The organism is Yersinia sp. 22-579 (genome assembly GCF_030433455.1).
Lineage (GTDB): Bacteria > Pseudomonadota > Gammaproteobacteria > Enterobacterales > Enterobacteriaceae > Yersinia > Yersinia enterocolitica.
The window spans coordinates 147,167-172,860 of the sequence record NZ_JAUJTZ010000002.1 but is presented as its reverse complement, the minus strand read 5'-3'; the positions used below and the strand labels follow the sequence as shown (position 1 = coordinate 172,860).

The window sequence follows — 25,694 nt, the reverse complement described above, 5'->3', positions numbered from 1 at the left end:
AGTTAAGTCACCCTAAATCTGCCATCAATAAGCCGAAATTGTTCACCACAGTTTGATGTGAAAATGTGAAGTGATGCTGTGCATCGGTGGGGTAGGTGCTGGACGAGTATACAGTGGTGATTTATAGTAGACCTCAAGAGAATAAGGCTATGCCTAGTCCAGAAAACAAGTACATACCTGCTGACTGGCAAAATCTCTAACATCTAGAGGAGCAGTAGATATATGCTAAAAAGTAAATTATTAAAAGTAAAAAAATGGTTATCTTTAGACGAAGCAGCATTAAGATTATCTTCAGTTCTGGAAGAGAAGGTGACCATTTTAGATTTACTGGAATTTGGGCTTGAAGGTCATTTGGTTCTTACTGTTAGATTACCTTATAGCGCAAAGCATGTCGGAATAAAAAAAGAAGACAAATTAATTAAATACTCTGAGGAGCTTAAAAAGCAATATGCATTTTTTAAATTATCAGGGTTTGATTCAAATAATGAATATATAGAAAAGTTAAAATCAGTTCCAAAGGAAATAAAAGAATTATCCGATGTGGATCAATATATATATATCAAGTATCTTGATTATATTAAGGATTATGCCGATAGATTTTCTTCGGAGGAAGAGTCTACTTTTGAGTTTTTCTCTGAAAAAATAATGTTCTCATCTAGAAAAAGCATAGGAGATTTATACTATCTTGATGATGTTTTGTATGATCTACCCATGATAGGAGCAGAAAGACTTGATATCGAATTTTTGTATGAGATAAATAGAGGTAAAGAAGCTCCTGAGATGGTTAATTTAGATGGTGTTTTTTTAAAGGATGAGAATGGAGATCTTATTAATCTCTTGGAACGTTTTGATGAAGAAATAGTTAAAAAAAATAGAAATCGTAGAAAGGATAAGACATTAAAACTTCATGGTGGAGACTATTTTCCAGCGGGTGGACTCCCTGAAGGATATGAAATAGGTGTAAGACCAAAAAATTTATCGGAATTTGAGCAATCTTTAAGTGATGATTCTGAAGAATTTACTGATATTCAGTATTTGCTTTTAGTTGCCAACATGCTGGATTTGGTTACTTCAAAAGCAAAAAAATGGACTCAAGGTGATTTAGCTGCTTCTATCAGCGATAAAAAAATTAAGGGGATAGGAGAACGCACAATTAATGGGATTTTTGCAAAGGCAAATTCATTAAATAAATCAATTGGTTAGTTTTGCATTTTGTTTTTACATTTTTGCTTGCAATGCTATCTGCACATTAAAAGTTTTTAATCCCCCTTGTTATTTTAACGTAAACAGGGGGCTACATGCCGCAAGTACCACAATCACTTATCCGCTTATCAGAAGTCCAACGCCGAACTGGTTACAGTAAAGCTTGGCTTTACCGTCTTATCAGCCAGAATCGCTTCCCTTCCTCCATTAAAATCGGTACCCGTTCTATTGCCTTCGTTGAAAGCGAGATTGACGAGTGGATCAACCAACGTATTGCTGAATCCCGCAAGGATGTCGCCTAATTAAGCATATAGGGTGTGCATTTGTTGCGTGTATTTGCGTTAGGTTTAATCCAGCATTTTATTTCCGTCGCTACAGATACTAAAAGATTTAACGAAGGGTAATTAAACATGAAAAAATTAAATGCCTTAATTGGCAGCGGCCAAACTCAGCCTAAAATCGTACTCAGCGGTATTAATGTTAATGGCTTGCCTATCGAGTTTGTTAGCCAGTGGACAGAGTATTGGACTAAGCAAAGTTTCGCTATTTCAGTACCTGCTATTATTCGTCGCCAGTATTACCCTGATGATTCAGCGTTCAGTGTAGCCATGCACAAAGCTGGTTATGTGCCGGTTCGTACGCGAAAGCTGACAGGGAAGAAGGAGAGTTTCTGGCTGTATCGTGTAACTGGCAATGATAAGGGGGTATGTCCAGCAGTTCCCTCTAGTAGCAAGGCTTGCAGCCCATTTGTGCAGGTGTCACACAGGCCTCGATATGGTTATAACGAGGTCGCTTTAGATGGGAAATTACTTCATGTGTACGGTGACCACATCCGCTTACTGACTAAAAAGCGGGTTCGTGTGAATGGTAAACAGGTTCAGGGCTACACAGCTAAAGGTCTGCGTGTGGAGGTGGTGGCATGATGCCCATAACTCAAGCAGCCACCCTGAACCGACTATCTTTGAGCGAGTCGCATACTAACCCCGTAATTTCGGGTCAGTTGCAAAAAGCTTTGCAGGAGACTTTCGGTTACTTACAAACATCACTCAACTCATTGATTCTTTCGAAGAGCGCCATTGGCGTAAGTCGGGTAACCAAACACGAACAGTATTCGGGTTCAGGCAAAGAAAAGGGTAGCACTGTGAATGCTACCCTTCTGGGTTACTCAGATGGTTCGGCCTTGGCCTTTTTGCGCTGGCGGCGTTTGATCTCACTTTGCATGGCAGTGACAATAAACTGTCCTGTAGTCTCACCATCTTCTTTCACTAACTCCATTGCTTCAACCACTTCATGTGGAGCACGTGCCTGCACCTTTTGTGATTTTGCGTTAATCGCTTTCGTTGCCACAGCTGAAATCTCCCTTTATTGGTGGAGGACAGTATACACAAAAAACAATTCAGTAAAACTCTTGATGTGCCTCCACCTTAGCTCTAAAGTGGACTCCACCTTGACTGTGTTAAGGTATGAAAATAGCGAAGCCCAGAAGGATGGCAGTCCACTCTGGGCTTCTAACCACAATGTAAATGAGGCTTACACTATGGCATTACAACATAGTACCCAAACTCGCCCTAAATTTCAGTATCTCTTTCTCGCCGTGTGCCGTTCTGACCTGAACGCAACTCCGCACCGTGAATCTGTCACTGCCCATTCTGAACAAGATGCCCGCCGCACTCTGGCTGGTCAGTTCGTACTTTCCTTTGCCGGCCGTATTCCTGCACAGGGGGTATGCAATGCTTAAAAAATACCGTGTTGAATTTAGCGCATTAGACGCTGCTGGTGGTGCTCTCAAGCTGTCATGGTGTGGTGAAGCTGAAAGCCTTGATAAAGCATCTGCGACTGTTCTCTTGGGGGCTATAGAGCGCCGGTTAAGCAACGTTCAGATCACCAGCATCATGCAGCTCCTTGATGAGGATGATATCTACCCACCTTCATACAAAGAGACTCAGGCCCTGATTACTGAACTGATGGGCAGCCGTGGTAAGCCAATCCCTGATACCAGCGAGAATGTATCCCGCACTCGGTTACTTCGCGTTAAAGAAGGTCTGCTTCATTTGTTGACGGTTGTTATTCCTCTGATTGAGAACGAGCAGCAACGATTGCAGGTGTATTGGTGGGCTGAGGCGGTAGATAACATCGTACGGTTTGAAGAGCATGACGCGAAAAATGAGCAGGGGGTGTGCAATGTCTAAAAAAACTGAGTTGGCTCTGGTAGCGGCCAAAAATTTGCAGGTTATTGAGTATCGCGGTCAGCGTGTGGCAACCACCGAGCAGCTTGCGGCTGGGTATGGCACAACGGTGATTCGTATTCAGCAAAACCACCATGAAAATAAATCCCGTTTTGTTGAGGGTAAGCATTTCTTCAAAGTGGTTGGTACTGAACTCAACAATTTGCGACTAGTTTTAAGCGAACTGCAAATCTCACCAAAAACTCGCTCACTTATGCTCTGGACTGAGCGCGGTGCTGCCAATCACGCGAAGATGTTAGAAACGGATCAGGCGTGGGACTACTTCAATGACCTCACCGAGTTTTATTTTTCTCGACGTGATGCATTGCCAGCACCTGCAACCATTCCCGGCCTCAGTCGTCTGGAAATCCTTCAACTGGCTATCGACTCCGAGCAAGGCCGCTTAGCTGAAAAGCAACGCGCCGACAAAGCTATTCGTACCAAAGGCCAGATTAGCCGTAAACGTGAAGCCAGCGCCCTCGGCAAACTAAGTGCAGCCACTCGCAAATGTCGTGTACTGGAAGAACGGCTGGGGGAAAGTACAAAGCATGCCACGGTGAAAGCTGTAGAAAATGTGACTCATCAGAAGTTTGCGTGGTATCCGTTGCGGAAATGGTGTCTTGAGAATGGCTTTAAACCAGAGATTGTGCCTGACCCACAGTATGGCTCTGTAAAATCATGGCCCCGCGAAGCATGGCTGGCAGTACATAGCATCAATCTGTCCGATGTTATGGGGGTGACTCATGGCTAAATTAGCTCCCTGTGAAGTATCTGACCTTCTTAATGAAATCGCTTCGATTTTAAAAGTCAGTTCAATGATGATTGGTAGTGAGGACGGTAACGACGCGGGTTACGAACTTCTTTGGATTGCTCAGGAACGTGCTGAAAAAGCGGCGAAAAATATCGAGGGGGTGAATTATGCGCGAACCGCTGCCAAATGATCGTTACAAAGACAGTCATGGCTCATTGGTCACTGTCGATTCCGTTGCCTTTAATCGCGTTACCTTTAGCCGTGATGGATATTCATCGCCCTGCATTATGCCGCTGGCACGGTTCGTCGCTGAATTTAACTTTATCGGGAGAGCATAACCATGAAAGCCAATGAATCAGTACCTCTGGATATTGCTACGCATAAGGCTGGTCAATTAAATGCTCTCTTGCTGTTGATGTTTGAATCTAATATTGAATTAGATACTACTGACGAAAAGGAATTATTAAGCCTTGCATTGGATCTCGCTGGACCAGTTGCGGTTCATTTGCTTGAACGGGAGGCCGGACAAAATGGAGCGCCTTGATATAGCCAGTAGCTAAATGCCCTGTATTTAATTAGTTAGCATTCCAACATCTAAAAAATAACAGCCATCAGGCTGGGGACTCGCTCGGCCTGATGAAAGGAAAGGATATATTTATGACGAACCTGAATCATTCAATCGAATTAAATCGTAAACATATTGCAGTGGCATTTATCGCTTATTGTCAGAAACGAAATAGAGGCGAATCTATTGCCAATGTCATTATTAATTCTAGAAAGATTGTTGTTCTTGAGAATTTAACCGAGGCCGCAGTTTGTAATTGCCTAATACATTCTCTGGAAGTGCTTTGTTTTCAGGAATTCGGGCGTAATGACGGCTCACGAATTCTTGTGGAAACCTACACTCAGATGCTGAGTAAAGATAACAGTAAATTGACACCGCACGGCGTCGAGACAATGACGGAAGTCATGAAGGCTACAGTCGTAGAGACTTTGGCTAATCCTCACGATAACCGGCATGGGCTGGTATTCAGTCAGGACGGTGCAGCATGAAACCATCCATCGACATGATCCGTGAAGTTACGGCTCAGGCTACCAACCGTTGGCGCGATATTCTTGGTTATCTCGGTATTGATGTACCGGAACGGCCTCGTGACCATTCTGCTTGTCCGGCATGTGGCGGCAAAGACAGATTCCGATTTGACGATCAGGATGGACGTGGGACACATTTTTGCAATCAGTGTGGTGCCGGTGATGGGCTCGAGCTGGTACAAAAAGTTAAGCAATGTACCTCCACTGAGGCGGCGATTATGGTCGCTGATGCGCTGGGAATGGCTCTGAATTCACCCATGCCGGTATCCACTAAGCCTGTAAAACAACCCGCACAGTCAGGCATACCAATAGCGAATAAGGTTGCGGAGCTGGTGGCGAAAACGGTATCAGGCGAATCTCACTACCTACTTAATAAGGGACTTCCAAGCCCCTCCCAAGCCCTATTGAGTGACGGTTCTTTGCTGCTGGTACTGCAAACAATGGAGGGTGTAGTAACGGGTGCGCAAGTGATTAAGCCTGATGGTACCAAACGACTGATATCCGGCACCATCAAGAAAGGTTCATTCATTCCAGTGAGACTTCCAACTGCACTGAATGATGAGCTGGTTGTAACGGTGTTAATTGCTGAGGGTAACGCAACCGGCGTTACAGTTTCGTTACTGAGTGATGGGGTTGTGCTGGCCGCTATTGATGAAGGGAACCTGATCCATATAGCGAAAGCCTGCCGGGAACGTTGGCCTGATGCAAAAATTATCATTGCTGCTGATAACGACCTTAAACCCGGTGAAAAGAATATCGGGAAAGAATCTGCTGAGAAAGCGGCTATTGCGGTGAATGGCTGGGTTGCCTTACCACCGACAGACCATAAAGCCGACTGGGATGATTATCGTCAGCAGTATGGACTGGATGCGAGTATTACCGCGTTTGCTGATTCTCTATATCAACCACATATTTTGGCAGAAGAGGAGCCTCCGGTTGCAGAGCATCAGGATGTCAGACGTCCATATGTCGATGAGCGTAAAGGTGGCATGTATTGGGTTGAACCCAAACTGGATAAAAGTAACGGCAATATTACGGAAAGAGAAAGCTGGCTGAGTGACCCGATATCCGTTGTGGGGATAGGTGAAGATGATAACGAACGGTACCTGATCTTCTGTTGGACGCCGGAGGGTAGCAATACCGAACGTTCAGAAGCTTTACCCATGCGTGATATTGGCGAACGGGAAGGTTGGTCGCGGCTGCGAGCTGGTGGTTTGTCTATCACAGCTAAAAGTGGGTTACGGGCAATACTGGCTGATCATCTGCAACGTAGTGGAGAGCGGCAGCTTTGGACGGTTGCCAATGCTACTGGCTGGCAATGTGGTGCATACATTATGCCCGATGGTTCGGTGATTGGGTCGCCTGCAACCCCTGTACTCTTTAATGGCCGTTCATCGGCGGCAAAAGGCTACACCACTAAAGGTACGCCAGAGAGCTGGCGCAGTAACGTGGCAAAACTCGCTCGAGGCAACCCCTCCATGATGTTGGGTATTGCCTGTGCCTTTGCTGCTCCGCTGATTGGCATAGCTGGGGCTGATGGGTTTGGCGTCCATTTATTCGGTGGCTCCTCTGCTGGCAAAACCACGACGGGTAATGCGGCTACGACGGTTTATGGTGAACCCGAAGCACTGAAGCTTACGTGGTACTCAACAGCATTAGGGTTGGTAAATGAAGCTGCGGCGCACAACGATGGATTTATGCCACTGGATGAAATAGGGCAAGGCAGCAATAAGAAGGCTGTTGCTGATGCTGCTTATGCTTTGTTTAACGGCGTCGGCAAAATTCAGGGGGCCAAGGAGGGCGGTAACCGGGATGTGAAACGCTGGCGGGCAATGGCATTCAGTACAGGTGAAATCGACCTTGAGAGTTATATCCGAGCTGATGGAGGCAAAGTAAACGCGGGTCAACTGGTGCGGCTATTAAATGTACCGATTTCCAAGGCCACTGAATACCACGGCTATAAAGACGGTAAAGCCCATGCAGATGCTATGCGGGATGCCTGTAAAGACCACTTCGGTGCGGTAGGGCGAGCATGGATAAAGTGTCTAGCCAGCCAGAAAGAGTCAGCGGCGCAAGCTGTCAGGGATGCGGAACGTCGGTGGACAGCATTATTACCCGATGAAGCCAGTGAGCAGGTGCGCCGTGTGGCGTCGCGTTTCGCCATATTGGAAGCCGCTTTGCTCCTTTCCAAACACCTTACCAGCTGGAGAGAGCAAGAGTGCCGTGACGCTTTACAACATGGCTTTAATGCATGGGTTAATGATTTTGGTATGGGTAACCGTGAATCAAAAGCATGGGCGGAACAGGCTGAATCTTTCTTACAGCGTTTCGGTTACAGCCGTTATTTACCCCATCCTGAAACAGACTCTCGAGATTTACCAATCAAGGATTTGGCGGGATATCGGGAGAAAAAGCAGGGACTCGACACATTGGTATTCCATACCTTCCCGTCTGTGTTTCGCGACGAGATAGCCGTAGGTGCTAATGCAGTGGCTTTTGCTCAGGTTCTGGCAGATGCCGGTATGTTGGATAAACCGAGCAAAGGGATCACCAAGAAAACGCTCAGAATTGACGGTAAGCAACCCCGTTTTGTGGTGCTCATGATGCCTGATGATTTGGAGGAATAAGCGGATCGCCTCCATTTGAACTGACCTGAATCGGATAAATCATTCTCTCTGGCGGGGAATTACACCAATGCCCTGACAGAGAGTAAAAGAATACAGGGTATGCATATCATGAGAATGACAAAAGAATTACGTGCTGAGGTATTTCGGCTTAAACAATCAGGCATCGGTTATAAACGGATAGCCGATATGACTAATTTGAATTTGAGCACGGTCAAAAGTGCCTGTAAGCGGTCTGGGTTATTTGCTGATAATCCCGAGCATGTCGCGATGTTTGAGATACCAGAGAAGCAATACAGCACTGCACTTATAGTGCCAAAGCCGTTACCCGTGCAGCGGCGTATTACGGGAGACAGGCAGACCGATGCCTATTTGTGGGTGTTGGAGGTTATCAATACCGGCGAACCGGGACATATTGCGGCGGCTGAGGAAGCCTTGCACAAACTGACTGTATCCCCCAAAGATGCTCGCGATAATTACACTCGCTATCTGGAAGCGAATGGTGCGGGATGGACTGCCAGCTTTTCCACAATGATGATGGGCGACCCGCAGCATTATATAGACAGGGCCAGAACCCAATTTACTCGTGCAGCAGAGGTCAGGGGGACATTTGGCAGCTATGAAGCTGCATTGGAACCTACCAAAGCTGAACAACTCATGGAGATGGTCTGTGGCGATATCTATGATGATTGTTTTGGCTGGACACCTGAGGAAAAAAAGAAGGGATGTGTTGAGGGTAAGCGAGTTACTGATATATGGGACATGCGCGCTCAAGCGTCAAAGGGTTTCGCCGGAGTTTTACCAGAACCCCATACTCTCTCTGATGTCGTCAGGGAGTTTCAGTATTGGCAATGGTTATATACGGTGCGTAATGCTGCTTGCAAAGAAATGGACCCTGGTGGATATGGTTATGACTGTGAAGGCCCGATATCAGACCGTGAAACCTATCTTGATAAGAAGCTTGAAATCATCCGCCCTCGCCATCAACGAGAGGCACTGGATGTATTGAAATGGTATTTGCAAAGTGAGCGACACCAGAGTTTTTCAGGCTCAGATAATGATGCGGTATATCTAAATTTGATAGGGGTGCATATAGGGGATGCGTGATAGATAATTAAATGATGACATTAAAATCGTCTAACGTGCTGCTATTTGGGTTGATATTGACGTTATTATCTTATTTGTCGTTACGAGTTATGGTAATATATCTACATAGCTAATCAATATAAATAGTGAGTCGTATATTAAATACGGCTCGCTTTTTTATTGGGTAACGTTCAGAGATTCAGAGGGGTATCCATAATATGCGTGATATTCAATTGGTATTAGAACGCTGGGGCGGCTGGGCTGCTAATGAAGATAGTGGCGTAGGTTACTCCCCCATTGCAGCAGGATTTAAAGGTCTGTTACCTAGCACTACAAAGTCGCGGTTATCGTGCTGTGATAATGATGGTCTGCTGGTGGATGCGGCAGTAGGCCGACTGAAGAAAGCTGGGCGAGATGAAGATTATAACCTGATAGAGCAGCACTATAAGAAAGGGATATCAAAATCAGCAATAGCCAGGAAACAGAAGTGCTCGGAGGGAAAAATTAGACTCAAACTCATGATGGCCGAAACCTTTGTTGATGCTTGCCTGATTATGGCAGGTGCCAGATTAGAAATGGATGAGTGGACTCATAAGGCTGATAGTACAAAAACTGTATCAGACTTGTTCTGACAATGTTCTGTAGCAACTAGTGGATAAGTATGGGCGTCGGCTAAGAGCGAAAGATAAGTGCTTGCTGAAGACATAAGCACTTTTGCATCCATAGTGGTCACAAAATAATAAATATTATTTAAAGTGTATTGCTTTGAGTATGGGCCCATCTCTTTCATTAACGCCGTCTTGATATATCTTTACAAGAGGTTAGCTCATGGCTATCTGCGAGCAGCTCGTGTATTTCGTTGGGAGATAGCGAACTGGAAAGAAGTACGCTGACCCAGTGCTCTTTGTTCATGTGATAAGCGGGTAAGATGCCATCTTTTTTACGCAATGAGCCGATGTATTCCGGCCTGACTTTCACTTCGAGTATATCTAACTCATCATCCGTCTTCAGACCCAGCTTAGTGCCAGGGACATTCATCACGATACCGAACCATTTATTTCCATCGTGATGCCGAAGTACTGCATAGCTCGGCAGCTTGCTCCAGAGATATTCGGGCTCAGATTTAAAATGCTCCCGTGCGTAGCTGAATAATTCCTCTCTTTTCATGATTTTTCTCGCATCATTACTTAGTTTATATTTTTCTCTGGAAGTTATAATACTGCGTTCGTGCTTATATTAGTCAACCAATCCGATTCGTAGCTCATGTTCATACTCCCTTCACGAAGGGATTGCTTGCAGCGTGGACGTTAGCGTCAATTTCCCAGTCTCGATAAAACGGCTCAGTTTCAGAGTTTAGCAGTTCGATTACCAGACTCAGATCATCGCCTTTCTGATACTGGCGGGCCAGATGGCGTGCTCGGCTGTTTTGAAGACCCAACAAGACCCGCAAACGGTAATTTTCAACCATAAGCGGCTCAGTTGCGCGTCGAACATCACCCGACGCCTTAGCTTTTGCAAAAACAGCGTTCATGTACACCATATAAACAGCGAAGGCGGCAAGTAAGCCAATAATCCATAACATATAGACTGGGATAAACATGCTTTTTCCTTAGTGGGTAAACATCATCATTGCAAAAACAGCGCTGACCTCGCCCTGGTTGGAAGCAGGGGAAAGGTTAATTCAGAATACCAGTTCCTGGCACCGTGCTGACTAAGCCCAGAGTACAATGGGTACCAGAATAAGTATGGAATAATACAAAAAACATATAAAAAGCTATTCGTTACGAATTTTACCCACTATTGTGATAAGAGTTGGTTGTTCAGTAGTGCTTATCCAATCAAATAAACCTTACTTCGGCGGGTTTTTATCGTTTCATTGGCTTGCTGAATAATGAGCAACCTCAATGTTGATCCTAATACCGAAGGGCTGACCGAGTTAAGTCATATTTTTCACTAAACTATAAGAATTGAATGTTGTAGCATTAATTTTCAACCCGACTGGGGTTGGGTGGGATGCTAAACAGGAATAATAATGAAAAGAAAAATATTGATATTACTCTCAGCAATATCTCTCTCTGGGTGCGCCAGCTCTGTAGGAAAACCAGTAGAGGTTGTTACTGCTGACCGTGCTGGCGGGATTGTTACCGTCGGTTTTGTTCATAATGAAAATCTACCGCTGACCGATGATGGTAGCAAAGCACGTTGGGAAGATGCTGTTGAAATCGCCTCGAACGTTTGCCGCAAATGGGGTTATGATCATTCAGAGGTCCTAACACCTCATGCCCGCATGGAAGGGATGCGTAATATGTATGGTCAGTTAATGAACGGCAGCATAACTAAGCAATACCAATGTATTGGCGGTAATGTTAAGTAAAAGATAACCACTCCAAGAAACTTTATAGTTGGAGTTTTCATGCTCAAGAAAATTTTAAATAGTAGGCTAGCAGGCTACATCGTGGGAGTTTTAATTGCGATTGGCCTTGGTGAAAGCTCCATCACTACTCGCGAAGAAGCGGATAAGTTCGCTAAATAATTCTGTAATCAAGTCCAAGGCTCACTCTGTTGGGCCTTTTGCATTTTAAAGGTGTGCGGTCAGCACATTGGTAGGTGTTGACGCCGGAACCGTAACCGGCTTCAAAAAGGACAAGCCCCGACAATTGAGTATTCATTATCAGGGTTTTCTTACTTGAGTCAGAATGAACTCCATTCTTGTGAATCAAGGATTTTTAATGCACCAGAAGACTGACCTTCTCTGCGTAGGATGATCACTTCGCGTGATTTACTTAAATCAGGGTGATTACGATTTCTCGTACATGGTAGGGTAACTTGTTTTGATACAGATTTACCTACATGAAGATTGTTAGGCGTCCTGCAACATCCTGATAATTCAAGAGACTCTTGCAGGCTTAAACTCATAGCTTTTTCCTCTGAGAGTCCACAAACGTAAATTAACTCATCTACATCAGCAACAAGATGTTCTTTTTCGATATTAATTTCATACACTACGAAAAAATCGTCATTTTTCTCGTAGGCAACTTTGTTTGCCATGTAGGCCGCATAACCAGGGTGGTTAGTTAGATATACAAATCCATCCGTAGTTGGAAGAGTGCTGTTATATCCATAAGTTCTTGCTATGTTGCACGCAATATATCCGCTTGACTCTATGAGTAAAGATGCTGAATGTGATGTTCCGTGATAAAGCTTCATTTCTAATCCTTATTTTCTGACCGTCCTAATGTTTAAACGGCCATACTGAAGGTTTCTTTAAGTTTTTTTATTTATTCTATGCATTAACGCCCTAATTATCGGGTTTGTTATTTTTGCTGCAGACCCAAATCCACAAATGAAATCTTTTGTCTAGGCTCTGCCGCTCTTGAAATTCATTAGTAAAGTTTTGGCGTTCAGAAGAAAGTGGTGAAAACGGGTACCGATCGATGTGCGGGGATACAAGTGGAACACCAGTGAAACGATGTCGGCGAATTCCCCGCCACCACAGCATAATTTAGGCTCACTTCGGTGGGCCTTTTTCGTTTTAGCCCCCTGTCACCCAATCAACTCCACACTCACTATTAACAGATGAGTGGCTGCACTGGTGGGCTAAATTCCTTAACTACGCGCCCAACCCGCTGACCGGGAGGGGGAGATCATGAAAATGAGCAATATCGCTTCTAATGCTTCCTACCTGGCGTCGGGTGGTAGTTTTATTTTTTGGGCTAAAGAGCTGATTGCTGGCTTCACCCCTGATGAGTGGACGGTGATTGGTGTGCTTGGTTCGTTATTCTTTATGGCCCTGACATTCATGCTTAATGCTGGCATCAAGATTTGGGATCGTCGCCACGGCTATAAACCGGATGGTGAGTGATGGCCTCGACAAAAAGAAAATTAAGCGCGGCTGTCCTGGCTCTGATTATGGTTGCAGCACCGGCCACCATAATTCTTGATCAGCTATTGGATGAGAAAGAGGGTAACCGGCTGGTAGCTTATCCCGATGGAAAGGGGATTTGGACTATTTGCCGTGGTGCGACTCAAGTTGATGGTAAACCGGTAGTGAAAGGGATGAAGCTGTCAGCTGATAAGTGTGCTGCGGTGAATCAGTTGGAGGCTGACAAGGCCATAAGCTGGGTGAAGAAAAATGTCCGGGTACCGCTGACTGAACCACAGATTGCCGGTATTGCTTCGTTTTGCCCCTATAACATCGGCCCGAGTAAATGTTTTACCTCCACCTTTTACCGAAAACTCAATGCTGCTGACCGCAAAGGCGCATGCGCTGAAATCAAACGCTGGGTATATGACGGTGGCAAGGATTGCCATATTCGCTCTAATAATTGCTACGGCCAGATAGAACGCCGCGCGCAAGAAAGCGAACTGACCTGTTGGGGGCTGGATGAATAAGGCCATTGGATTAGTCATTGCTGTGCTGGTGGTTATTGTGTCGGCTCTGTTCTTTAACAGTTACCGTCTCTCAAATCAGGTCGAAAAAACGGAAGCGGAGCTGGTGGCCGAGCAAGCCACAAACACGGCACTGGGTAACATCATCGATGCATACCAGGTGAATGAAGCCGCCAATCGTGCAGCCACAACTCGCCAGCTAGAGAGCGAAAGGAAACTACGCAATGAAAGTGACGAGCGACTCAGGCGGTTTCTGGCGGCGGCGTCAGATGATAAGTGTGCTATTCAGCGCATGCCTGACACTAGCATTAACATCCTGCGCGAATAAGGTAGATTCACGTCCACCAGCTAATTGTCCCGTATTGCTACCGCCAGAATCAGCATTAACTGAATGCGAGGTGCCGGAGTTTGTCGGTACCACTTGGGGTGATAGTGGGCTGTATGCATTGGCGCTGAAACGTGAGCTGCGGATCTGCAAGGGGCGGTTGGATGAGGTTATTGGCTGGCGGCAGAACGCGGGGAGGAAAAATTAATGATTATTGGTCTAAGTTGAAATGTGTGGTCTGATTAATGCCCAATAAGCAAAAAAAGGATATGAGAATGAATGGGCTAATCAGGAAGAATTATTCAGAACTTGGTCAAGTGAAAGGGCCATACGTTCATGCAGTAAAACATAACGAAACTCTTTATATTTCTGGTCTGACTGCTTTTGGAACCGTATCTCAAGGGAAGTGTATTGCAGATCAAGCGGAGGAAATCTTTACTCAGCTTCATCGTATAGCCTTGGCAGAGAAAACTTCGCTTAGTTCATTAATTAAAGTGACAGTTTTTGTGACTTCACTGGAAGATTTAGAACAGTTGCGCATAGTGTTATTTCGTAATTTTGGGGAGCATCTTCCGGCAAGCTCTTTAGTTCAGGTTACACAACTATTTTCAACCGATCTAAATGTAGAAATTGAGGCGATTTTAGCCCTGTGAACAGTATTTAACACCTTAAGATATATAGATTCCTGCGCCACTGGCCTATAAGCCGGTGGCGTTTTTATTAGTGGCGAAGCCGCGAACAAAGAACATGAAGGCTCAGTTTAACGACTGGGCCTTTTTTATACCTGCAATATCTCGTGCCATGCCCGGCACATTTCAAAGCATAGAGTCTTACAGAAACAAGCCTCGGAGAAATGCTGGTTTAGGCCGGTAGCCGTCTCTGTGCGCTGGCGTTTCTGGGCAACGAGGCTCGTTTCTATAAGGTAACTACCGATATGACTTATCCAACCGTCGTAGTAAATGGGGTATCCGTCCGCGTTGATGAATACGGCCGATATAACTTAAATGATCTACATGCTGCCGCTGTAGCAAATGGAGATGCAACGGAATCACAGCGTCCAGGGGTATTTCTCAAGAGCAAACAGGTGAAGCGATTTGTTCACACATTAAGCGATGCAACAAAAAGTGCATCGGTCAAAGTTATAAAGGGCGGGCTGAAACAGGGTACATGGGCGCTTGAGTTAGTAGTGATTCGATATGCTGCTTGGCTAAAACCTGAGTTTGAAATTCGCGTCTATAACACCTTCCGCGACGCAGTGATTAATGGCCTTGGTGCGATGAACCGACTTAATCGCCTTGATCTGATCATCAACTCTGAAGTTAAAGAGATTAGTTCCTGTGCCAGAAAAATGAATGGATGGGGGGTAGGTGGACGTAAGCGGTTATTGCTTACCGCAAGAGAAGGCCTCGTAGAAAGCATTGATCCTGACATGGTGGCAATCATGGAAGGGAAAGCGTAATTGCAGATTGAGAACCACTTTCACAACGGCTCTCAGTAGATACCCAATAACAGACAATCTATGCAATGATAAGGAACGATTTAAGCTCAAGGTTGCAAGGCATGGCAAAGTTCATAAGGGACTACAAAGGGGCGTTTAGGCGCAATGGGTATATCGGACTCGGGATAAGAGAATGGATATTCTTCACGCTGAAAAGTGCGCTGCTTTTTTTGGTACTTATTCTTGCTTTCACCGCTCTACAGTACGCCGTTATTTTCGGGACTCCTTTGTTTGACTATTTAACGGCTTCTGGTGTTCGCATTTCCAGTATCTGCGGGATTCTCGCATCACTGATAGTGAGCTTCGGACCAAGTGTGTTGTACAGCATTAGATACTGCGTCAGGTAACCATCAAAAGCTGCCTCCGGGCGGTTATTTATATCTAAGCCACTGGCCTTATAAGCCGGTGGTTTTTCTTTTGGAGTAACCCCATGCCACCCAGAATACCGCGCGCCTGCCGTAAGCATGGGTGCCGCAATACTACGATCCACAGTTCTGGTTATTGTACTGAGCATCAGAATACCGGATGGGAGAACCACCAACAGGGTAAGACCAGGCATGAACGTGGCTATGGTGCCAATTGGGATAAGTTGAAACCACTGATAAAGGCCAGAGACAAAGGGCTGTGCCAACAGTGTCTGCGGGAAGGTCTGGTGGTGTCGGGTACCACGGTTGACCACATCATACCCAAGGCTCACGGCGGCACTGATGAACCATCCAACCTTGAACTACTTTGCTGGCCACACCATCGCAAGAAGACAGCAGTTGAGCGGATCAGATAGCGATAAATAGCACGAAGGGGAGGGGCGGGTAAAATCTCTACAGCCCTTGTCCTACCGTACCGCCAGCCTCATTGAATTTTTTTACCCGCGTAAAATGAAATTAAAACTGGAGGGATTATGGCTGGAGCGCCGGGCCGATCCGGACGCCGGGCCAAGCCAACCGCCCGGAAGGAATTGGCGGGCAATCCGGGTAAACGTGCTCTAAATAAAGACGAACCCGCATTCACACCAATCAAGGGAGCATCGCCGCCAGAATGGTTTGATGAATACGCCTCAACGATGTGGGTCATGGCAGCAAAAGAGCTTTGCGCTCAACAAGTGCTTTGTGCCACTGATCTGCATAACCTTGAAATGTTCTGCGTGGCCTACTCCACGGCCCGAAAGTCTCAGGCGCATGTGGCCATACATGGCGTTGTGATGGTTGGTGCAACCGGCGGACCAGTAAAGAACCCAGCTCTAACGGCATTGAATGAAGCTATGAAACAGCTGGCTTCTTTCGGCGGTATGTTGGGCTTAGATCCCAGCAGTCGCGCCCGTTTAGTTGGCGCAGGCAAGAAAACCTCAAAGAATCCGTTCACAAACCTATGACTAGAAAAGCCTATCCGAATGTTAATGCGGCGAATCAATACGCCCGTCATGTGGTGCAGGGGCGGATTGTTGCTTGTCGTTTTGTTATTGATGCCTGTCAGCGTCACATCGATGATCTGGCGGCAGAAAAAGGCCGTAAATTTAAATACAGATTCGATAAAGACCGCGCAGAGAAAGCCGCAAAGTTTATTCAACTGCTTCCCCATACCAAGGGGGAGTGGGCCTTTAAACGAATGCCCATCACCTTAGAACCGTGGCAACTTTTTATCGTCTGCTGCGCGTTCGGCTGGCTGCATAAAGGCAGCAAGTTACGCCGCTTTCGCGAGGTCTATACCGAGATCCCCCGCAAAAATGGCAAATCAGCTATTTCCGCTGGGGTGGCGCTATTTTGCTTTTCATGTGATGACGAGTTCGGCGCTGAGGTTTACTCCGGTGCCACAACCGAGAAACAAGCATGGGAAGTATTCCGGCCTGCGCGCTTGATGTGCAAGCGTACACCGTTGCTCTGTGAAGCCTTTGGTATTGAGGTGAATGCTTCCAACATGAACCGGCCAGAAGATGGTGCGCGGTTTGAGCCGGTTATCGGTAACCCCGGTGATGGTTCGTCACCCAGCTGCGCCATCGTGGACGAATACCACGAACACGAAACAGACTCACTCTACACCACCATGTTAACGGGGATGGGATCACGCAGACAGCCTATCATGTGGGCGATTACCACTGCGGGCTACAACATTGAAGGGCCGTGCTACGACAAGCGCCGAGAAGTTATTGAAATGCTTAACGGTACTGTCCCAAACGATGAACTGTTCGGGATCATTTATACCGTTGATGAGGGGGACGACTGGACATTACCTGCATCACTGAAGAAAGCTAACCCCAATATGGGGGTATCTGTTTACAGTGATTTCTTACTGAGCCAGCAACAAAGGGCAATGAATAATGCCCGTCAAGCCAACATCTTTAAAACTAAACATTTGAATATCTGGGTATCTGCCCGATCCGCATTCTTCAATATGGTGAGTTGGCGGGCCTGTGAAGATAACACCCTGACACTGGAGCAGTTTGAAGGTCAATCCTGTTATCTTTCTTTTGACCTGGCCCGCAAACTGGATATGAACTCCATGCCGCGCCTGTTTACCCGGACTATTGACGGAAAACAGCATTATTACTGTATCGCCCCTAAGTTCTGGGTGCCGTATGACACGGTATTCAGTGCTGATATAGAGGATCGGCGCACTGCTGAACGATTCCAGAAGTGGGTAATTACTGGGCATTTGGTGGCGACTCCCGGTGCTGAAATAGACTATCGGGAAATTCTTGAGGCTGCCAAAGAGGTAAACCGTCTAAATCCGGTTGAGGAATCGCCTATTGACCCACACGGTGCAACCAACCTTTCTCACCATCTGGCTGAAGAGGGGTTAAGCCCTATCACCATCGTTCAGAACTATACCAACATGAGCGACGCCATGAAGGAATTGGAAGCCGCGGTTGAGTCTGGGCGCTTTCACCATGATGGCAACCCCATAATGACATGGTGTATCAGCAACGTAGTGGGCAAGTATCTGCCCGGTAATGATGATGTGGTCAGGCCGATTAAAGAGGCTTCCGAGAACAAAATAGACGGTGCCGTTGCGCTAATCATGGCGGTCGGTCGAGCCATGCTCAATAAGCCCGGTGATTTCCTTTCCAACCTCGATCCAGACGAAGAACTGCTTATCTTATGAAATCACTGATTATCGACATTATCGGGGTAGCCGGTTTCGGTTTACTCATGGCGGGGCTTTATCTGCAATTTGGCACAGCGACGGCATTACAGTGCGCGGGTGGTGGAATGTTGATATTCGCACTGTTCGCCGCAAGGAGAAAATACCGTGCTACTTGATGCCTTATTCCGCAGTAACCCGTTGGAGAACCCCGCTAACCCGTTAACGGGTGAGTCAGCAGAAGAGGCCGGTTTCTTCAAGTCTGACGTTTTTGTCAGCCCGGAAACCGCCATGAAACTGGGTGCGGTTTATGCCTGTATTTATGTTCTGTCCTCCACGTTGGCGCAGATGCCGCTGCATGTGATGCGTAAAACCGGAAACACGGTTGAAGTGGCGCGAGATCACCCCGTTTTTTATCTTGTACATGATGAGCCTAACGTCTGGCAAACCAGTTACAAATGGCGGGAGCTAAAGGAACGCCATGTGCTTGGTTGGGGGAATGGTTTCACAAAAGTAGTGCGCTCACGGCGCGGCGAGATAATCAGCCTTGAAGCCTGTATGCCGTGGGAAACCACCCTGTTAAATACCGGCGGTCGCTACACCTACGGCGTTTATAACGAACAAGGCACCTTTGCTGTCAGCCCTGACGACATGATCCACATTCGTGCGCTGGGTAATAATCAGAAAATGGGGCTAAGCCCTATTCTGCAACATGCTGAGACTATCGGTATGGGCATGAGCGGGCAGAAATATACCAGCAACTTTTTCAACGGTAATGCCCGTCCGGCAGGGATTGTGTCAGTTAAGGGAGATTTAAATAAAGACTCTTGGGCAAGATTAAAAGAGATGTGGCAAAAAGCCGCGGCAGCACTTCGTAATGAAGAAAACAAGACCATGTTGCTGCCCGCAGAGCTGGATTATAAGGCGCTGACGGTTTCGCCAGTTGATGCCCAGATCATTGACATGCTGAAGCTGAACCGCTCCCAGATAGCGGGGATTTTCAACATACCGGCCCATATGATCAACGATTTGGAAAAGGCCACCTTCTCCAACATTACCCAGCAGTCGATCCAGTTTGTGCGCCATACCGTCATGCCGTGGATTGTGAACTGGGAGCAGGAATTAAACCGCCGGTTATTTACACGAGCTGAACGGGCAGCAGGCTACTACGTCCGCTTTAATCTGGCTGGTTTATTGCGCGGCACTCCGCAGGAACGCGCCAATTTCTACCATTTCGCCATTACTGATGGCTGGATGTCGCGCAATGAGGCCCGCGCCTTTGAAGATATGAACCCGGTAGACGGTCTTGATGAAATGCTGGTTAGCGTAAATGCGGCCAAATTAACCACTTCAAATACTGATATCGACCCCAACGATAAAGGATCGAGCAATGAGTGAGACAGAAAAACGCTGTTATAGCGGGGAGGTACGGGCAGAACAGCGAGAGAATGAGCCAACCCGAATTATTGGCTACGGCTCGGTGTTCAATACCCGCTCAGAACCGCTGTGGGGATTTCGCGAAATCATTAAGCCTGGTGCATTTGATGATGTGCTGGGGGATGACGTGCGTGGCCTGTTTAACCATGATCCCAATTTTATTCTTGGCCGCAGCAGTGCTAACACCCTCACCGTGTCGGTCGATGAACGCGGTCTGCAATACAACATTTTAGCACCCGACACACAAACTATTCGTGATCTGGTTATTGCGCCAATGTCGCGTGGTGACATCAACCAATCTTCATTTGCTTTCTCGGTCGCTCGCGATGGAGAACGTTGGTACGAGGATGAAGAAGGGATTGTTATTCGTGAGATTTCTAAATTTTCTCGGCTGTATGACGTTAGCCCCGTCACTTATGCAGCCTATCAGGATGCTGATTCAGGTGTCCGCTCTATGCAAGCCTGGCAGGAAGCGCGAGATAGCGGCGCGCTACAACAAGCCATTAACCACAAAATGGCGCGTGAGCGCCTGCTGACTTTGATTAACGCCTAAGGAAATAAATGTATGTCTATGAAATTACACGATATTAAGCAAAAGCGTAATACCATTTCAACGGATATGCGCGCTTTGCATGACAGTATTGGTGATAACGCCTGGACTGATGAGCAGCGAACCAATTGGAACAAGGCAAAAACCGAGCTTCAGGCGCTCGATGATCAAATCTCGCGTGAAGAAGAGTTGCGAAGTCTAGATCAACAGTTTGTTCAGGAGCAGGAGCAAGAACAGCGGCAACGGACTGACACACCAGAGGGCCAGCAACAAGAACAGCGCCAAAAAGCATTTAACAAGTTCTTGCGTCATGGGCAAAGTGAACTGAGTGCCGAAGAGCGCAGCGCTTTGCGCGAGTTACGTGCGCAAGGTACTGCCCCTAATGAAAAAGGAGGTTACACCGTCCCAACCCAATTCCGCGCAATCATTGTCGAGGCCATGAAAGCCTACGGTGGCATTGCCAGTGTTGCTCAGATCATGAATACCGATAATGGGCAGGATATTGAATGGGCCACCTCTGACGGCACTACAGAGGAAGGGGAGCTGTTGGGTGAAAACACCGAAACCAGCGAACAGGATGTTGAGTTCGGTTCTGGCTCACTCGGTGCTAAAAAGCTGTCGTCTAAAATAATTCGTATTTCTAATGAGTTACTTCAGGATAGTGGCGTCAATATTGAAGCATTTTTGGCTGGCCGTATTGCTCAGCGCATTGGGCGCGGCGAGGCTAAATACCTTGTTCAGGGGACCGGCGCGGGTACGCCAGTGCAACCCAAAGGTTTGGTGACTTCTGTCACGGGCGTCACTCCAACAGCAGCGGCCACTACATTTACATGGAAAGAAATGAATGCTCTCAAGCACTCCATCGATCCCGCGTATCGTAATGGTCCGAAATTCCGTTGGGCATTCAATGATTCAACATTGAAAACCCTCACCGAAATGGAAGATCTGCAAGGTCGTCCACTGTGGTTGCCTGAAATCATTGGTGGTGCGCCAGCAACCGTATTGCAGGTGCCTTACGTGATTGATCAGGCAATCGACAACATTGCTGCTGGTAAGAAATTTATGTTCTGTGGCGACTTTGATCGTTTCATTGTTCGTCGTATCACTTACATGACATTGAAACGCCTGGTAGAACGTTATGCCGAATTTGACCAGACCGGCTTCCTCGCTTTCCATCGTTTCGACTGCATTTTGGAAGATACCGCCGCTATTAAAGCGCTGGTGGGTAAACCTGCAGCGGGTGGTTAATTTCACTTGGATTTAAAACATGCCGCTTTTGCGGTTTTTTTATACCCGCAATCTGGGTTCAGGTTGCGGGTATGGAGGTTTTCATGCTGTTAACACTGCCAGAAATTAAGGCTCAGTGTCGTCTGGATGCTGATTTTGACCATGAAAATGACCTGTTAACCTTGATTGGCGGCGCAGCAGAAAAACGGGTCATCAGCTACACCAACCGTAAATTATATGCGGATGCGGTACCTGAAACAGACCCTGACGGGCTAGTTCTTGAGGATGATATCAAGTTGGCTGTGCTGCATCTTGTCAGCCATTGGTATGAAAACCGCTCATCGGTCAGTGATTTTGAGCAGTCAGAAGTTCCGATGAGCTTCTACTTCCTCGTTGGCCCATACAGGTTTATTCCACTATGACTCAACGCCGGTTTACTGAAATCAACGCCACTTATCGGCCACCGGCTCCCGGTGAACTGAATAAGCGCGCCCAGTTCCGCACCCGCGAAGATGTTCCCGGCAACGGTCATATGGGTGTTGATACCGTTTATCACAATAAGTTCGATACCTGGGCAAAGCTGTCAGCCATTGGTGATTCTGTCCGTATCGGTTCGGTGCAGATTGATGTTGCCATTACTCACCGCATTGTTATCCGCTACCGAACTGGCGTTACCACGGATGATGAGGTGGTTATCAATAAAATGGTTTATCGAGTCAAGGGAACTACGAACCTGAATGAAGCCAGCCGCTTTCTGGTCATTACTGCTGAAGAGTTGGGTAGCGTGGAAGCTATCGGGGAGGGGCATTAATGGCGATTGAGAACTCTACCAGCGGCCTATATCTGCACGTCGATTTTGATAAAACGCCAGAATTAACCTTTAACAAAGCGCGAGTTAGGCGGGCATTTGTCACCGTCGGCCAAAGTGTTTTACGGGAATCGCGCCGTTTGGTGGCGCGGCGAGCGATATCAAAAGCAGGAGATGCACCGGGCTATCGTACTGGGCGGTTAGCTAAATCTATTGGTTTTCGTGTGCCAACAGCGACCGCCAATCGACCAGGCTTTTTAGTCCGGATCGCCCCAAACCAGAAAGGCGGTAAAGGTTCTCGCCCCCTCGAGGGTGATTTCTATCCTGCTTTTCTTTATTACGGCGTCCGGAGGAAAGCGAAGCGCAATAAAAACCATCGTCGCGGCGGTTCGGGTGGTGATGGTTGGAAACTTAAACCCCGTAAAAACTTTATGGAACAGGCTTTGTTAAATCGTCGAGCGTGGATTGAGCGTGTGTTATTTGACGCCTTACAAAGTTCTTTGAGGCCCGTTAAAAAATGAAACTCTCATTAGTCATTGCTGCACTGAGACTGCGCTGCCCATCATTTGAAGAGCGGGTGTCTGGTGCTGCCGAATATAAGCCCATCCTTGAAACATCCAACATGAAATTACCCTCTGCCTGGGTCATTCCGCTGGATGACAATGTGGGAGAGCAAAAGTCACAAACCGACTATTGGCAGGATCTTACTGATGGTTTTGCTGTGATTGTGGTACTGGATAACAGGCCTGATCAGCGCGGGCAAAAAGCCGCCTTTGATGCCGTCGATAATATCCGCGCTGAGTTGTTTAAAGCGCTGCTGGGCTGGGAGCCTGAATCTTGCTATGACCCGATTCAGTATGATGGTGGCAACCTGCTGGATATGAACCGCGCCCATCTTTATTACCAGTATGACTTCTCAGCAATACGAGATATTACAGTCGAAGATACCCACCAATGGGACGACCTTCAGCAGCTTGCAGAGCTGGAGCGGATCATGGTTGATGTCGATTTTATGACCCCTGACGGCATCATTGAACACAAGTTAAACATTCCCCTTAACGATGAGTAACCCCTTATGCATGTGATCCCCAAAGATGGCCGGTCAGTCCCTGACCCGGTTAGAGGTGACTTTTTGCCCGCAGAGGGCCGAAACGTCGATGAAAATATTTACTGGCACCGCCGGTTAGCGTCAGGAGAAGTGACCGTCAAGGCCACAGAACCTGAAGAAACCGCACCACCGGCACCCCTCGTTCAACCTGAGCAGAAGGCCAAAAAACAATGATCAGCTTTAACAACATCCCTAATGATTTACGGGTGCCGTTGTTCTTTGCCGAAATGGACAATAGCGCGGCGAATACGGCACAGGACAGCGGGCCATCACTGATTATCGCCCACGCGCTGGAAGACAGTTCGATTGAGAAGAATACGCTCGTCATTATGCCGTCGGCAGACAGAGCGGGGCAGGTAGCCGGTCGAGGTAGCCAGTTAGCCCGCATGGTGGCAGCTTATCGGGCTGTCGATCCCTTTGGTGAATTGTGGGTGGTTGCTGTTCCTGAAGTAGCGAGCACTCCAGCAACCGGCAAACTCACTGTCACCGGTACCGCGCAAGCCTCCGGCACATTGTCGATTTATATCGGCTCTATCCGAGTTCAAGTCGTGGTTACTGCGCTGGATACTCCGGCAATTATCGGTACCAGTATCGCTGCGGCGGTTAATGCTCTGCTTGATTTGCCGGTTACCGCAGTTGCGGCGGCGGGCGTCGTTACTCTTACAGCCAAAAACAGCGGGCTTACTGGTAACGGTTTGCCTATCAGCCTGAACTATCGCGGTACTGTCGGCGGTGAGCAGAATCCATCCGGCGTGAATGTTGCGATTGTTCCAATGGCGGGTGGTGCTGGCGCTCCGGACCTGTCAGCGACTATTGCCACCTTAGGCGATGAATTGTTTGATTTTATCGCTTTCCCGTTCAATGACTCAGCATCACTGGCCACCATCGGCAAAGAGATGAACGACGATACCGGCCGCTGGAGCTGGTCGCGGCAGTTATACGGCCATGTGTATACCGCGAAAGTGGGTGATTTGTCGGATCTGGTGGCTTTTGGGGCCACATTCAACGACCCACATCTGACTATTGCCGGGTATGAAACCGGCGTACAGATGGCAACTGATGAACTGGTCGCGGCGCGAACAGCGCGTAATTCGGTGTTCATTCGTAATGATCCGGCACGACCAACGCAAACCGGCTTGCTGAATGGCGCATTACCGGCTCCGGTGGGTACGCGTTTCATTCTGTCCGAGCTGCAATCCCTGTTAACCCACGGTATCGCCACCGCCTACAGCGAGGGCGGGGTACTGCGCATTCAGCGTGATATCACCACCTATCAGAAAAACAGCTACGGCAATGCCGATAACAGTTTTCTTGATAGTGAAACATTGCATACCAGCGCCTATGCGTTGCGCCGGTTGAAGTCGGTTATCACCAGTAAGTACCCACGCCATAAGCTGGCGAACGATGGTACCCGTTTCGGTGCAGGTCAGGCGATTGTCACACCGAATGTTATTAAGGGAGAAATGTTATCCATTTACCGCCAACTGGAACGTGCGGGCATTGTTGAAAACTTTGAGTTGTTCAAGCAATACCTGATTGTCGAGCGCAACGCGGATAACCCTAACCGGCTCGATGTGCTGTTCCCACCTGATTATGTCAACCAACTGCGAGTGTTCGCAGTGCTTAATCAGTTCCGTCTGCAATATAGCGAAGAGGTGGCCTAAATGTCCCGAATTGGCGGTACGTGCTTTTTTAAAATTGATGGTCAGCAATTATCTCTGACTGGCGGTATCGAGGTGCCAATGAACACGGCGGTGAAAGATGATGTGATCGGGCTGGATGGCTCAGTGGATTACAAAGAAACCCACCGCGCTCCTTATATCAAAGGAACTTTCAAGGTTCCGAAAGGCTATCCCATCAGCAAGATCACTTCAGCTGATGAAATGACCATCACTGGCGAGCTGGCAAACGGTATGGTGTATGTACTTTCCAGCGGCTGGCTACATGGCGAAGCGAACCACAATGCCGAGGAAGGTACTGTGGATATGGAATTCCACGGACAAGAGGGCTTTTACCAATGATTATGACATTAAGCAGAGAAATTACCGTGGGTGGGGAAAAGGTCAAAGAGCTGAAACTTCGTGAACCGACCTATGATGAAGTATCCAGCTGTGGCATGCCTTTCACTATCACTAAAGATGGTGAAATCAAGATGGATTCAAAATCTACCTTACTATATTTGCCTATTATGGCTGATATCCCCCCCTCTTCAGCTAAGCAGATGTCACCTAAAGATCTAATGACAGTATCAATGAAGATACTCGGTTTTTTTACGACTTCAGCAGCGTAAAAGACC

General features: G+C 47.3%; 39 protein-coding genes. 35 read left to right on the top strand and 4 right to left on the bottom strand.

All coding sequences use genetic code 11. The annotated features are described in order from the left end of the window. The first annotated feature begins 222 nt into the window (after positions 1–222). The 3 genes from QSV56_RS03165 (at position 223) to QSV56_RS03155 (ending at position 2,126) form a co-directional block, all read left to right on the top strand. Positions 223–1,203 (top strand): hypothetical protein, encoded by a 981-nt coding sequence (locus QSV56_RS03165; RefSeq protein WP_050914900.1) that lies wholly within the window; start codon positions 223–225, stop codon positions 1,201–1,203. Positions 1,204–1,298: 95 nt separating this feature from the next. Next, positions 1,299–1,505 carry an AlpA family transcriptional regulator gene (locus QSV56_RS03160; protein ID WP_050914899.1) on the top strand — a complete coding sequence of 69 codons (207 nt, stop codon included), beginning with the start codon at positions 1,299–1,301 and terminating at the stop codon, positions 1,503–1,505. Positions 1,506–1,613: 108 nt separating this feature from the next. Then, on the top strand, positions 1,614–2,126 hold the full coding sequence (locus tag QSV56_RS03155; protein WP_050914898.1) for a hypothetical protein: 513 nt from the start codon (positions 1,614–1,616) through the stop codon (positions 2,124–2,126). Between the two features lie 238 nt (positions 2,127–2,364). Here QSV56_RS03155 and QSV56_RS03150 read toward each other — a convergent pair whose 3' ends face one another. Further along, complete coding sequence (locus QSV56_RS03150; RefSeq protein ID WP_050327259.1) at positions 2,365–2,550, bottom strand: YlcI/YnfO family protein; 186 nt, start codon at positions 2,548–2,550, stop codon at positions 2,365–2,367. 190 nt (positions 2,551–2,740) lie between these two features. Between QSV56_RS03150 and QSV56_RS03145 the strand changes: the two genes are divergently transcribed. The 10 genes from QSV56_RS03145 (at position 2,741) to QSV56_RS03100 (ending at position 9,613) form a co-directional block, all read left to right on the top strand. Beyond that, on the top strand, positions 2,741–2,941 hold the full coding sequence (locus QSV56_RS03145; RefSeq protein WP_172986829.1) for a host cell division inhibitor Icd-like protein: 201 nt from the start codon (positions 2,741–2,743) through the stop codon (positions 2,939–2,941). Continuing rightward, positions 2,934–3,392 (top strand): hypothetical protein, encoded by a 459-nt coding sequence (locus tag QSV56_RS03140; protein ID WP_301210685.1) that lies wholly within the window; start codon positions 2,934–2,936, stop codon positions 3,390–3,392. Before QSV56_RS03145 ends, QSV56_RS03140 begins: the two co-directional genes overlap by 8 nt. Continuing rightward, positions 3,385–4,179, top strand: a complete 795-nt coding sequence (locus QSV56_RS03135; RefSeq protein ID WP_301210683.1) for an ORF6N domain-containing protein — start codon at positions 3,385–3,387, stop codon at positions 4,177–4,179. The genes QSV56_RS03140 and QSV56_RS03135 overlap by 8 nt, the downstream gene beginning before the upstream one ends. Then, positions 4,172–4,369: a hypothetical protein gene (locus tag QSV56_RS03130; protein ID WP_301210681.1), complete on the top strand. Its 198-nt coding sequence runs from the start codon at positions 4,172–4,174 to the stop codon at positions 4,367–4,369. Before QSV56_RS03135 ends, QSV56_RS03130 begins: the two co-directional genes overlap by 8 nt. Continuing rightward, positions 4,347–4,517, top strand: coding sequence for a DUF4222 domain-containing protein (locus tag QSV56_RS03125; RefSeq protein ID WP_301210679.1), 171 nt, complete (start codon positions 4,347–4,349; stop codon positions 4,515–4,517). Before QSV56_RS03130 ends, QSV56_RS03125 begins: the two co-directional genes overlap by 23 nt. 2 nt (positions 4,518–4,519) lie before the next feature. Then, positions 4,520–4,723, top strand: a complete 204-nt coding sequence (locus QSV56_RS03120; RefSeq protein WP_138775428.1) for a hypothetical protein — start codon at positions 4,520–4,522, stop codon at positions 4,721–4,723. Between the two features lie 113 nt (positions 4,724–4,836). Then, complete coding sequence (locus tag QSV56_RS03115) at positions 4,837–5,232, top strand: hypothetical protein (RefSeq protein ID WP_301210675.1); 396 nt, start codon at positions 4,837–4,839, stop codon at positions 5,230–5,232. Beyond that, on the top strand, positions 5,229–7,898 hold the full coding sequence (locus tag QSV56_RS03110; protein WP_301210673.1) for a TOPRIM and DUF927 domain-containing protein: 2,670 nt from the start codon (positions 5,229–5,231) through the stop codon (positions 7,896–7,898). Before QSV56_RS03115 ends, QSV56_RS03110 begins: the two co-directional genes overlap by 4 nt. A 108-nt stretch (positions 7,899–8,006) precedes the next feature. Further along, positions 8,007–9,002 carry a hypothetical protein gene (locus QSV56_RS03105; RefSeq protein ID WP_367317234.1) on the top strand — a complete coding sequence of 332 codons (996 nt, stop codon included), beginning with the start codon at positions 8,007–8,009 and terminating at the stop codon, positions 9,000–9,002. Between the two features lie 197 nt (positions 9,003–9,199). Next, the gene (locus QSV56_RS03100) at positions 9,200–9,613 is read left to right on the top strand and encodes an antiterminator Q family protein (RefSeq protein WP_301210668.1); all 414 of its coding nucleotides are present in this window, start codon (positions 9,200–9,202) and stop codon (positions 9,611–9,613) included. Between the two features lie 157 nt (positions 9,614–9,770). On the opposite strand, the gene QSV56_RS03095 is transcribed toward QSV56_RS03100, so the two are convergent. Both QSV56_RS03095 and QSV56_RS03090 read right to left on the bottom strand, forming a co-directional pair. Next, positions 9,771–10,148 carry an MmcQ/YjbR family DNA-binding protein gene (locus QSV56_RS03095; protein WP_301210666.1) on the bottom strand — a complete coding sequence of 126 codons (378 nt, stop codon included), beginning with the start codon at positions 10,146–10,148 and terminating at the stop codon, positions 9,771–9,773. Between the two features lie 100 nt (positions 10,149–10,248). Beyond that, positions 10,249–10,581, bottom strand: coding sequence for a hypothetical protein (locus tag QSV56_RS03090; RefSeq protein ID WP_301210664.1), 333 nt, complete (start codon positions 10,579–10,581; stop codon positions 10,249–10,251). Positions 10,582–11,013: 432 nt separating this feature from the next. Here QSV56_RS03090 and QSV56_RS03085 point away from each other — a divergent pair, with 432 nt between their 5' ends. Next, on the top strand, positions 11,014–11,355 hold the full coding sequence (locus tag QSV56_RS03085; protein WP_301210662.1) for a hypothetical protein: 342 nt from the start codon (positions 11,014–11,016) through the stop codon (positions 11,353–11,355). A gap of 317 nt (positions 11,356–11,672) precedes the next feature. Here the strand turns inward: QSV56_RS03085 and QSV56_RS03080 are convergent, their stop codons facing one another. Next, positions 11,673–12,188 carry a hypothetical protein gene (locus QSV56_RS03080; protein WP_019081904.1) on the bottom strand — a complete coding sequence of 172 codons (516 nt, stop codon included), beginning with the start codon at positions 12,186–12,188 and terminating at the stop codon, positions 11,673–11,675. Between the two features lie 439 nt (positions 12,189–12,627). On the opposite strand from QSV56_RS03080, the gene QSV56_RS03075 reads away from it, so the two are divergent. The 21 genes from QSV56_RS03075 (at position 12,628) to QSV56_RS02975 (ending at position 25,688) form a co-directional block, all read left to right on the top strand. Beyond that, positions 12,628–12,843: a phage holin gene (locus tag QSV56_RS03075; protein ID WP_046050627.1), complete on the top strand. Its 216-nt coding sequence runs from the start codon at positions 12,628–12,630 to the stop codon at positions 12,841–12,843. Then, the gene (locus tag QSV56_RS03070) at positions 12,843–13,373 is read left to right on the top strand and encodes a lysozyme (RefSeq protein WP_301210658.1); all 531 of its coding nucleotides are present in this window, start codon (positions 12,843–12,845) and stop codon (positions 13,371–13,373) included. The genes QSV56_RS03075 and QSV56_RS03070 overlap by 1 nt, the downstream gene beginning before the upstream one ends. Further along, positions 13,366–13,698: a DUF2570 domain-containing protein gene (locus QSV56_RS03065; protein ID WP_242365450.1), complete on the top strand. Its 333-nt coding sequence runs from the start codon at positions 13,366–13,368 to the stop codon at positions 13,696–13,698. Before QSV56_RS03070 ends, QSV56_RS03065 begins: the two co-directional genes overlap by 8 nt. Beyond that, a complete protein-coding gene (locus tag QSV56_RS03060) occupies positions 13,595–13,903 on the top strand; it encodes a hypothetical protein (protein WP_242365467.1) in 309 nt (102 codons plus the stop codon). The genes QSV56_RS03065 and QSV56_RS03060 overlap by 104 nt, the downstream gene beginning before the upstream one ends. Before the next feature lie 67 nt (positions 13,904–13,970). Then, positions 13,971–14,348, top strand: a complete 378-nt coding sequence (locus QSV56_RS03055) for a RidA family protein (RefSeq protein WP_050335655.1) — start codon at positions 13,971–13,973, stop codon at positions 14,346–14,348. A 281-nt stretch (positions 14,349–14,629) separates the two neighbouring features. Continuing rightward, positions 14,630–15,154, top strand: a complete 525-nt coding sequence (locus QSV56_RS03050; protein WP_301210654.1) for a KilA-N domain-containing protein — start codon at positions 14,630–14,632, stop codon at positions 15,152–15,154. A 469-nt stretch (positions 15,155–15,623) separates the two neighbouring features. Continuing rightward, positions 15,624–15,974: an HNH endonuclease gene (locus QSV56_RS03045; RefSeq protein ID WP_072091618.1), complete on the top strand. Its 351-nt coding sequence runs from the start codon at positions 15,624–15,626 to the stop codon at positions 15,972–15,974. 117 nt (positions 15,975–16,091) lie between these two features. Further along, the gene (locus QSV56_RS03040) at positions 16,092–16,562 is read left to right on the top strand and encodes a phage terminase small subunit P27 family (protein WP_050335824.1); all 471 of its coding nucleotides are present in this window, start codon (positions 16,092–16,094) and stop codon (positions 16,560–16,562) included. Next, entirely contained in the window at positions 16,559–18,289 is a 1,731-nt protein-coding gene (locus QSV56_RS03035; RefSeq protein WP_301210652.1) for a terminase large subunit, read from the top strand. The genes QSV56_RS03040 and QSV56_RS03035 overlap by 4 nt, the downstream gene beginning before the upstream one ends. After that, positions 18,286–18,447: a hypothetical protein gene (locus QSV56_RS03030; protein ID WP_019081897.1), complete on the top strand. Its 162-nt coding sequence runs from the start codon at positions 18,286–18,288 to the stop codon at positions 18,445–18,447. Before QSV56_RS03035 ends, QSV56_RS03030 begins: the two co-directional genes overlap by 4 nt. Then, positions 18,437–19,666 carry a phage portal protein gene (locus QSV56_RS03025; RefSeq protein ID WP_050335828.1) on the top strand — a complete coding sequence of 410 codons (1,230 nt, stop codon included), beginning with the start codon at positions 18,437–18,439 and terminating at the stop codon, positions 19,664–19,666. The genes QSV56_RS03030 and QSV56_RS03025 overlap by 11 nt, the downstream gene beginning before the upstream one ends. Continuing rightward, positions 19,659–20,258, top strand: coding sequence for an HK97 family phage prohead protease (locus tag QSV56_RS03020; protein ID WP_019081895.1), 600 nt, complete (start codon positions 19,659–19,661; stop codon positions 20,256–20,258). The genes QSV56_RS03025 and QSV56_RS03020 overlap by 8 nt, the downstream gene beginning before the upstream one ends. A gap of 18 nt (positions 20,259–20,276) precedes the next feature. Beyond that, positions 20,277–21,503, top strand: coding sequence for a phage major capsid protein (locus QSV56_RS03015; protein ID WP_050871014.1), 1,227 nt, complete (start codon positions 20,277–20,279; stop codon positions 21,501–21,503). A gap of 83 nt (positions 21,504–21,586) precedes the next feature. Next, positions 21,587–21,904: a head-tail connector protein gene (locus tag QSV56_RS03010; protein WP_050335830.1), complete on the top strand. Its 318-nt coding sequence runs from the start codon at positions 21,587–21,589 to the stop codon at positions 21,902–21,904. Beyond that, positions 21,901–22,293 (top strand): phage head closure protein, encoded by a 393-nt coding sequence (locus QSV56_RS03005; protein WP_050335831.1) that lies wholly within the window; start codon positions 21,901–21,903, stop codon positions 22,291–22,293. The genes QSV56_RS03010 and QSV56_RS03005 overlap by 4 nt, the downstream gene beginning before the upstream one ends. Then, the gene (locus QSV56_RS03000) at positions 22,293–22,811 is read left to right on the top strand and encodes a hypothetical protein (RefSeq protein WP_050878323.1); all 519 of its coding nucleotides are present in this window, start codon (positions 22,293–22,295) and stop codon (positions 22,809–22,811) included. The genes QSV56_RS03005 and QSV56_RS03000 overlap by 1 nt, the downstream gene beginning before the upstream one ends. Further along, positions 22,808–23,359, top strand: coding sequence for a hypothetical protein (locus tag QSV56_RS02995; protein WP_050878325.1), 552 nt, complete (start codon positions 22,808–22,810; stop codon positions 23,357–23,359). The genes QSV56_RS03000 and QSV56_RS02995 overlap by 4 nt, the downstream gene beginning before the upstream one ends. Before the next feature lie 6 nt (positions 23,360–23,365). Then, positions 23,366–23,572: a DUF2635 domain-containing protein gene (locus tag QSV56_RS02990; RefSeq protein WP_050878327.1), complete on the top strand. Its 207-nt coding sequence runs from the start codon at positions 23,366–23,368 to the stop codon at positions 23,570–23,572. Next, the gene (locus QSV56_RS02985; RefSeq protein WP_301210639.1) at positions 23,569–25,062 is read left to right on the top strand and encodes a phage tail sheath subtilisin-like domain-containing protein; all 1,494 of its coding nucleotides are present in this window, start codon (positions 23,569–23,571) and stop codon (positions 25,060–25,062) included. The genes QSV56_RS02990 and QSV56_RS02985 overlap by 4 nt, the downstream gene beginning before the upstream one ends. Beyond that, positions 25,063–25,419 (top strand): phage tail tube protein, encoded by a 357-nt coding sequence (locus QSV56_RS02980; protein ID WP_239873805.1) that lies wholly within the window; start codon positions 25,063–25,065, stop codon positions 25,417–25,419. Then, entirely contained in the window at positions 25,416–25,688 is a 273-nt protein-coding gene (locus QSV56_RS02975; RefSeq protein ID WP_239873806.1) for a phage tail assembly protein, read from the top strand. Before QSV56_RS02980 ends, QSV56_RS02975 begins: the two co-directional genes overlap by 4 nt. Positions 25,689–25,694 lie beyond the last annotated feature (6 nt).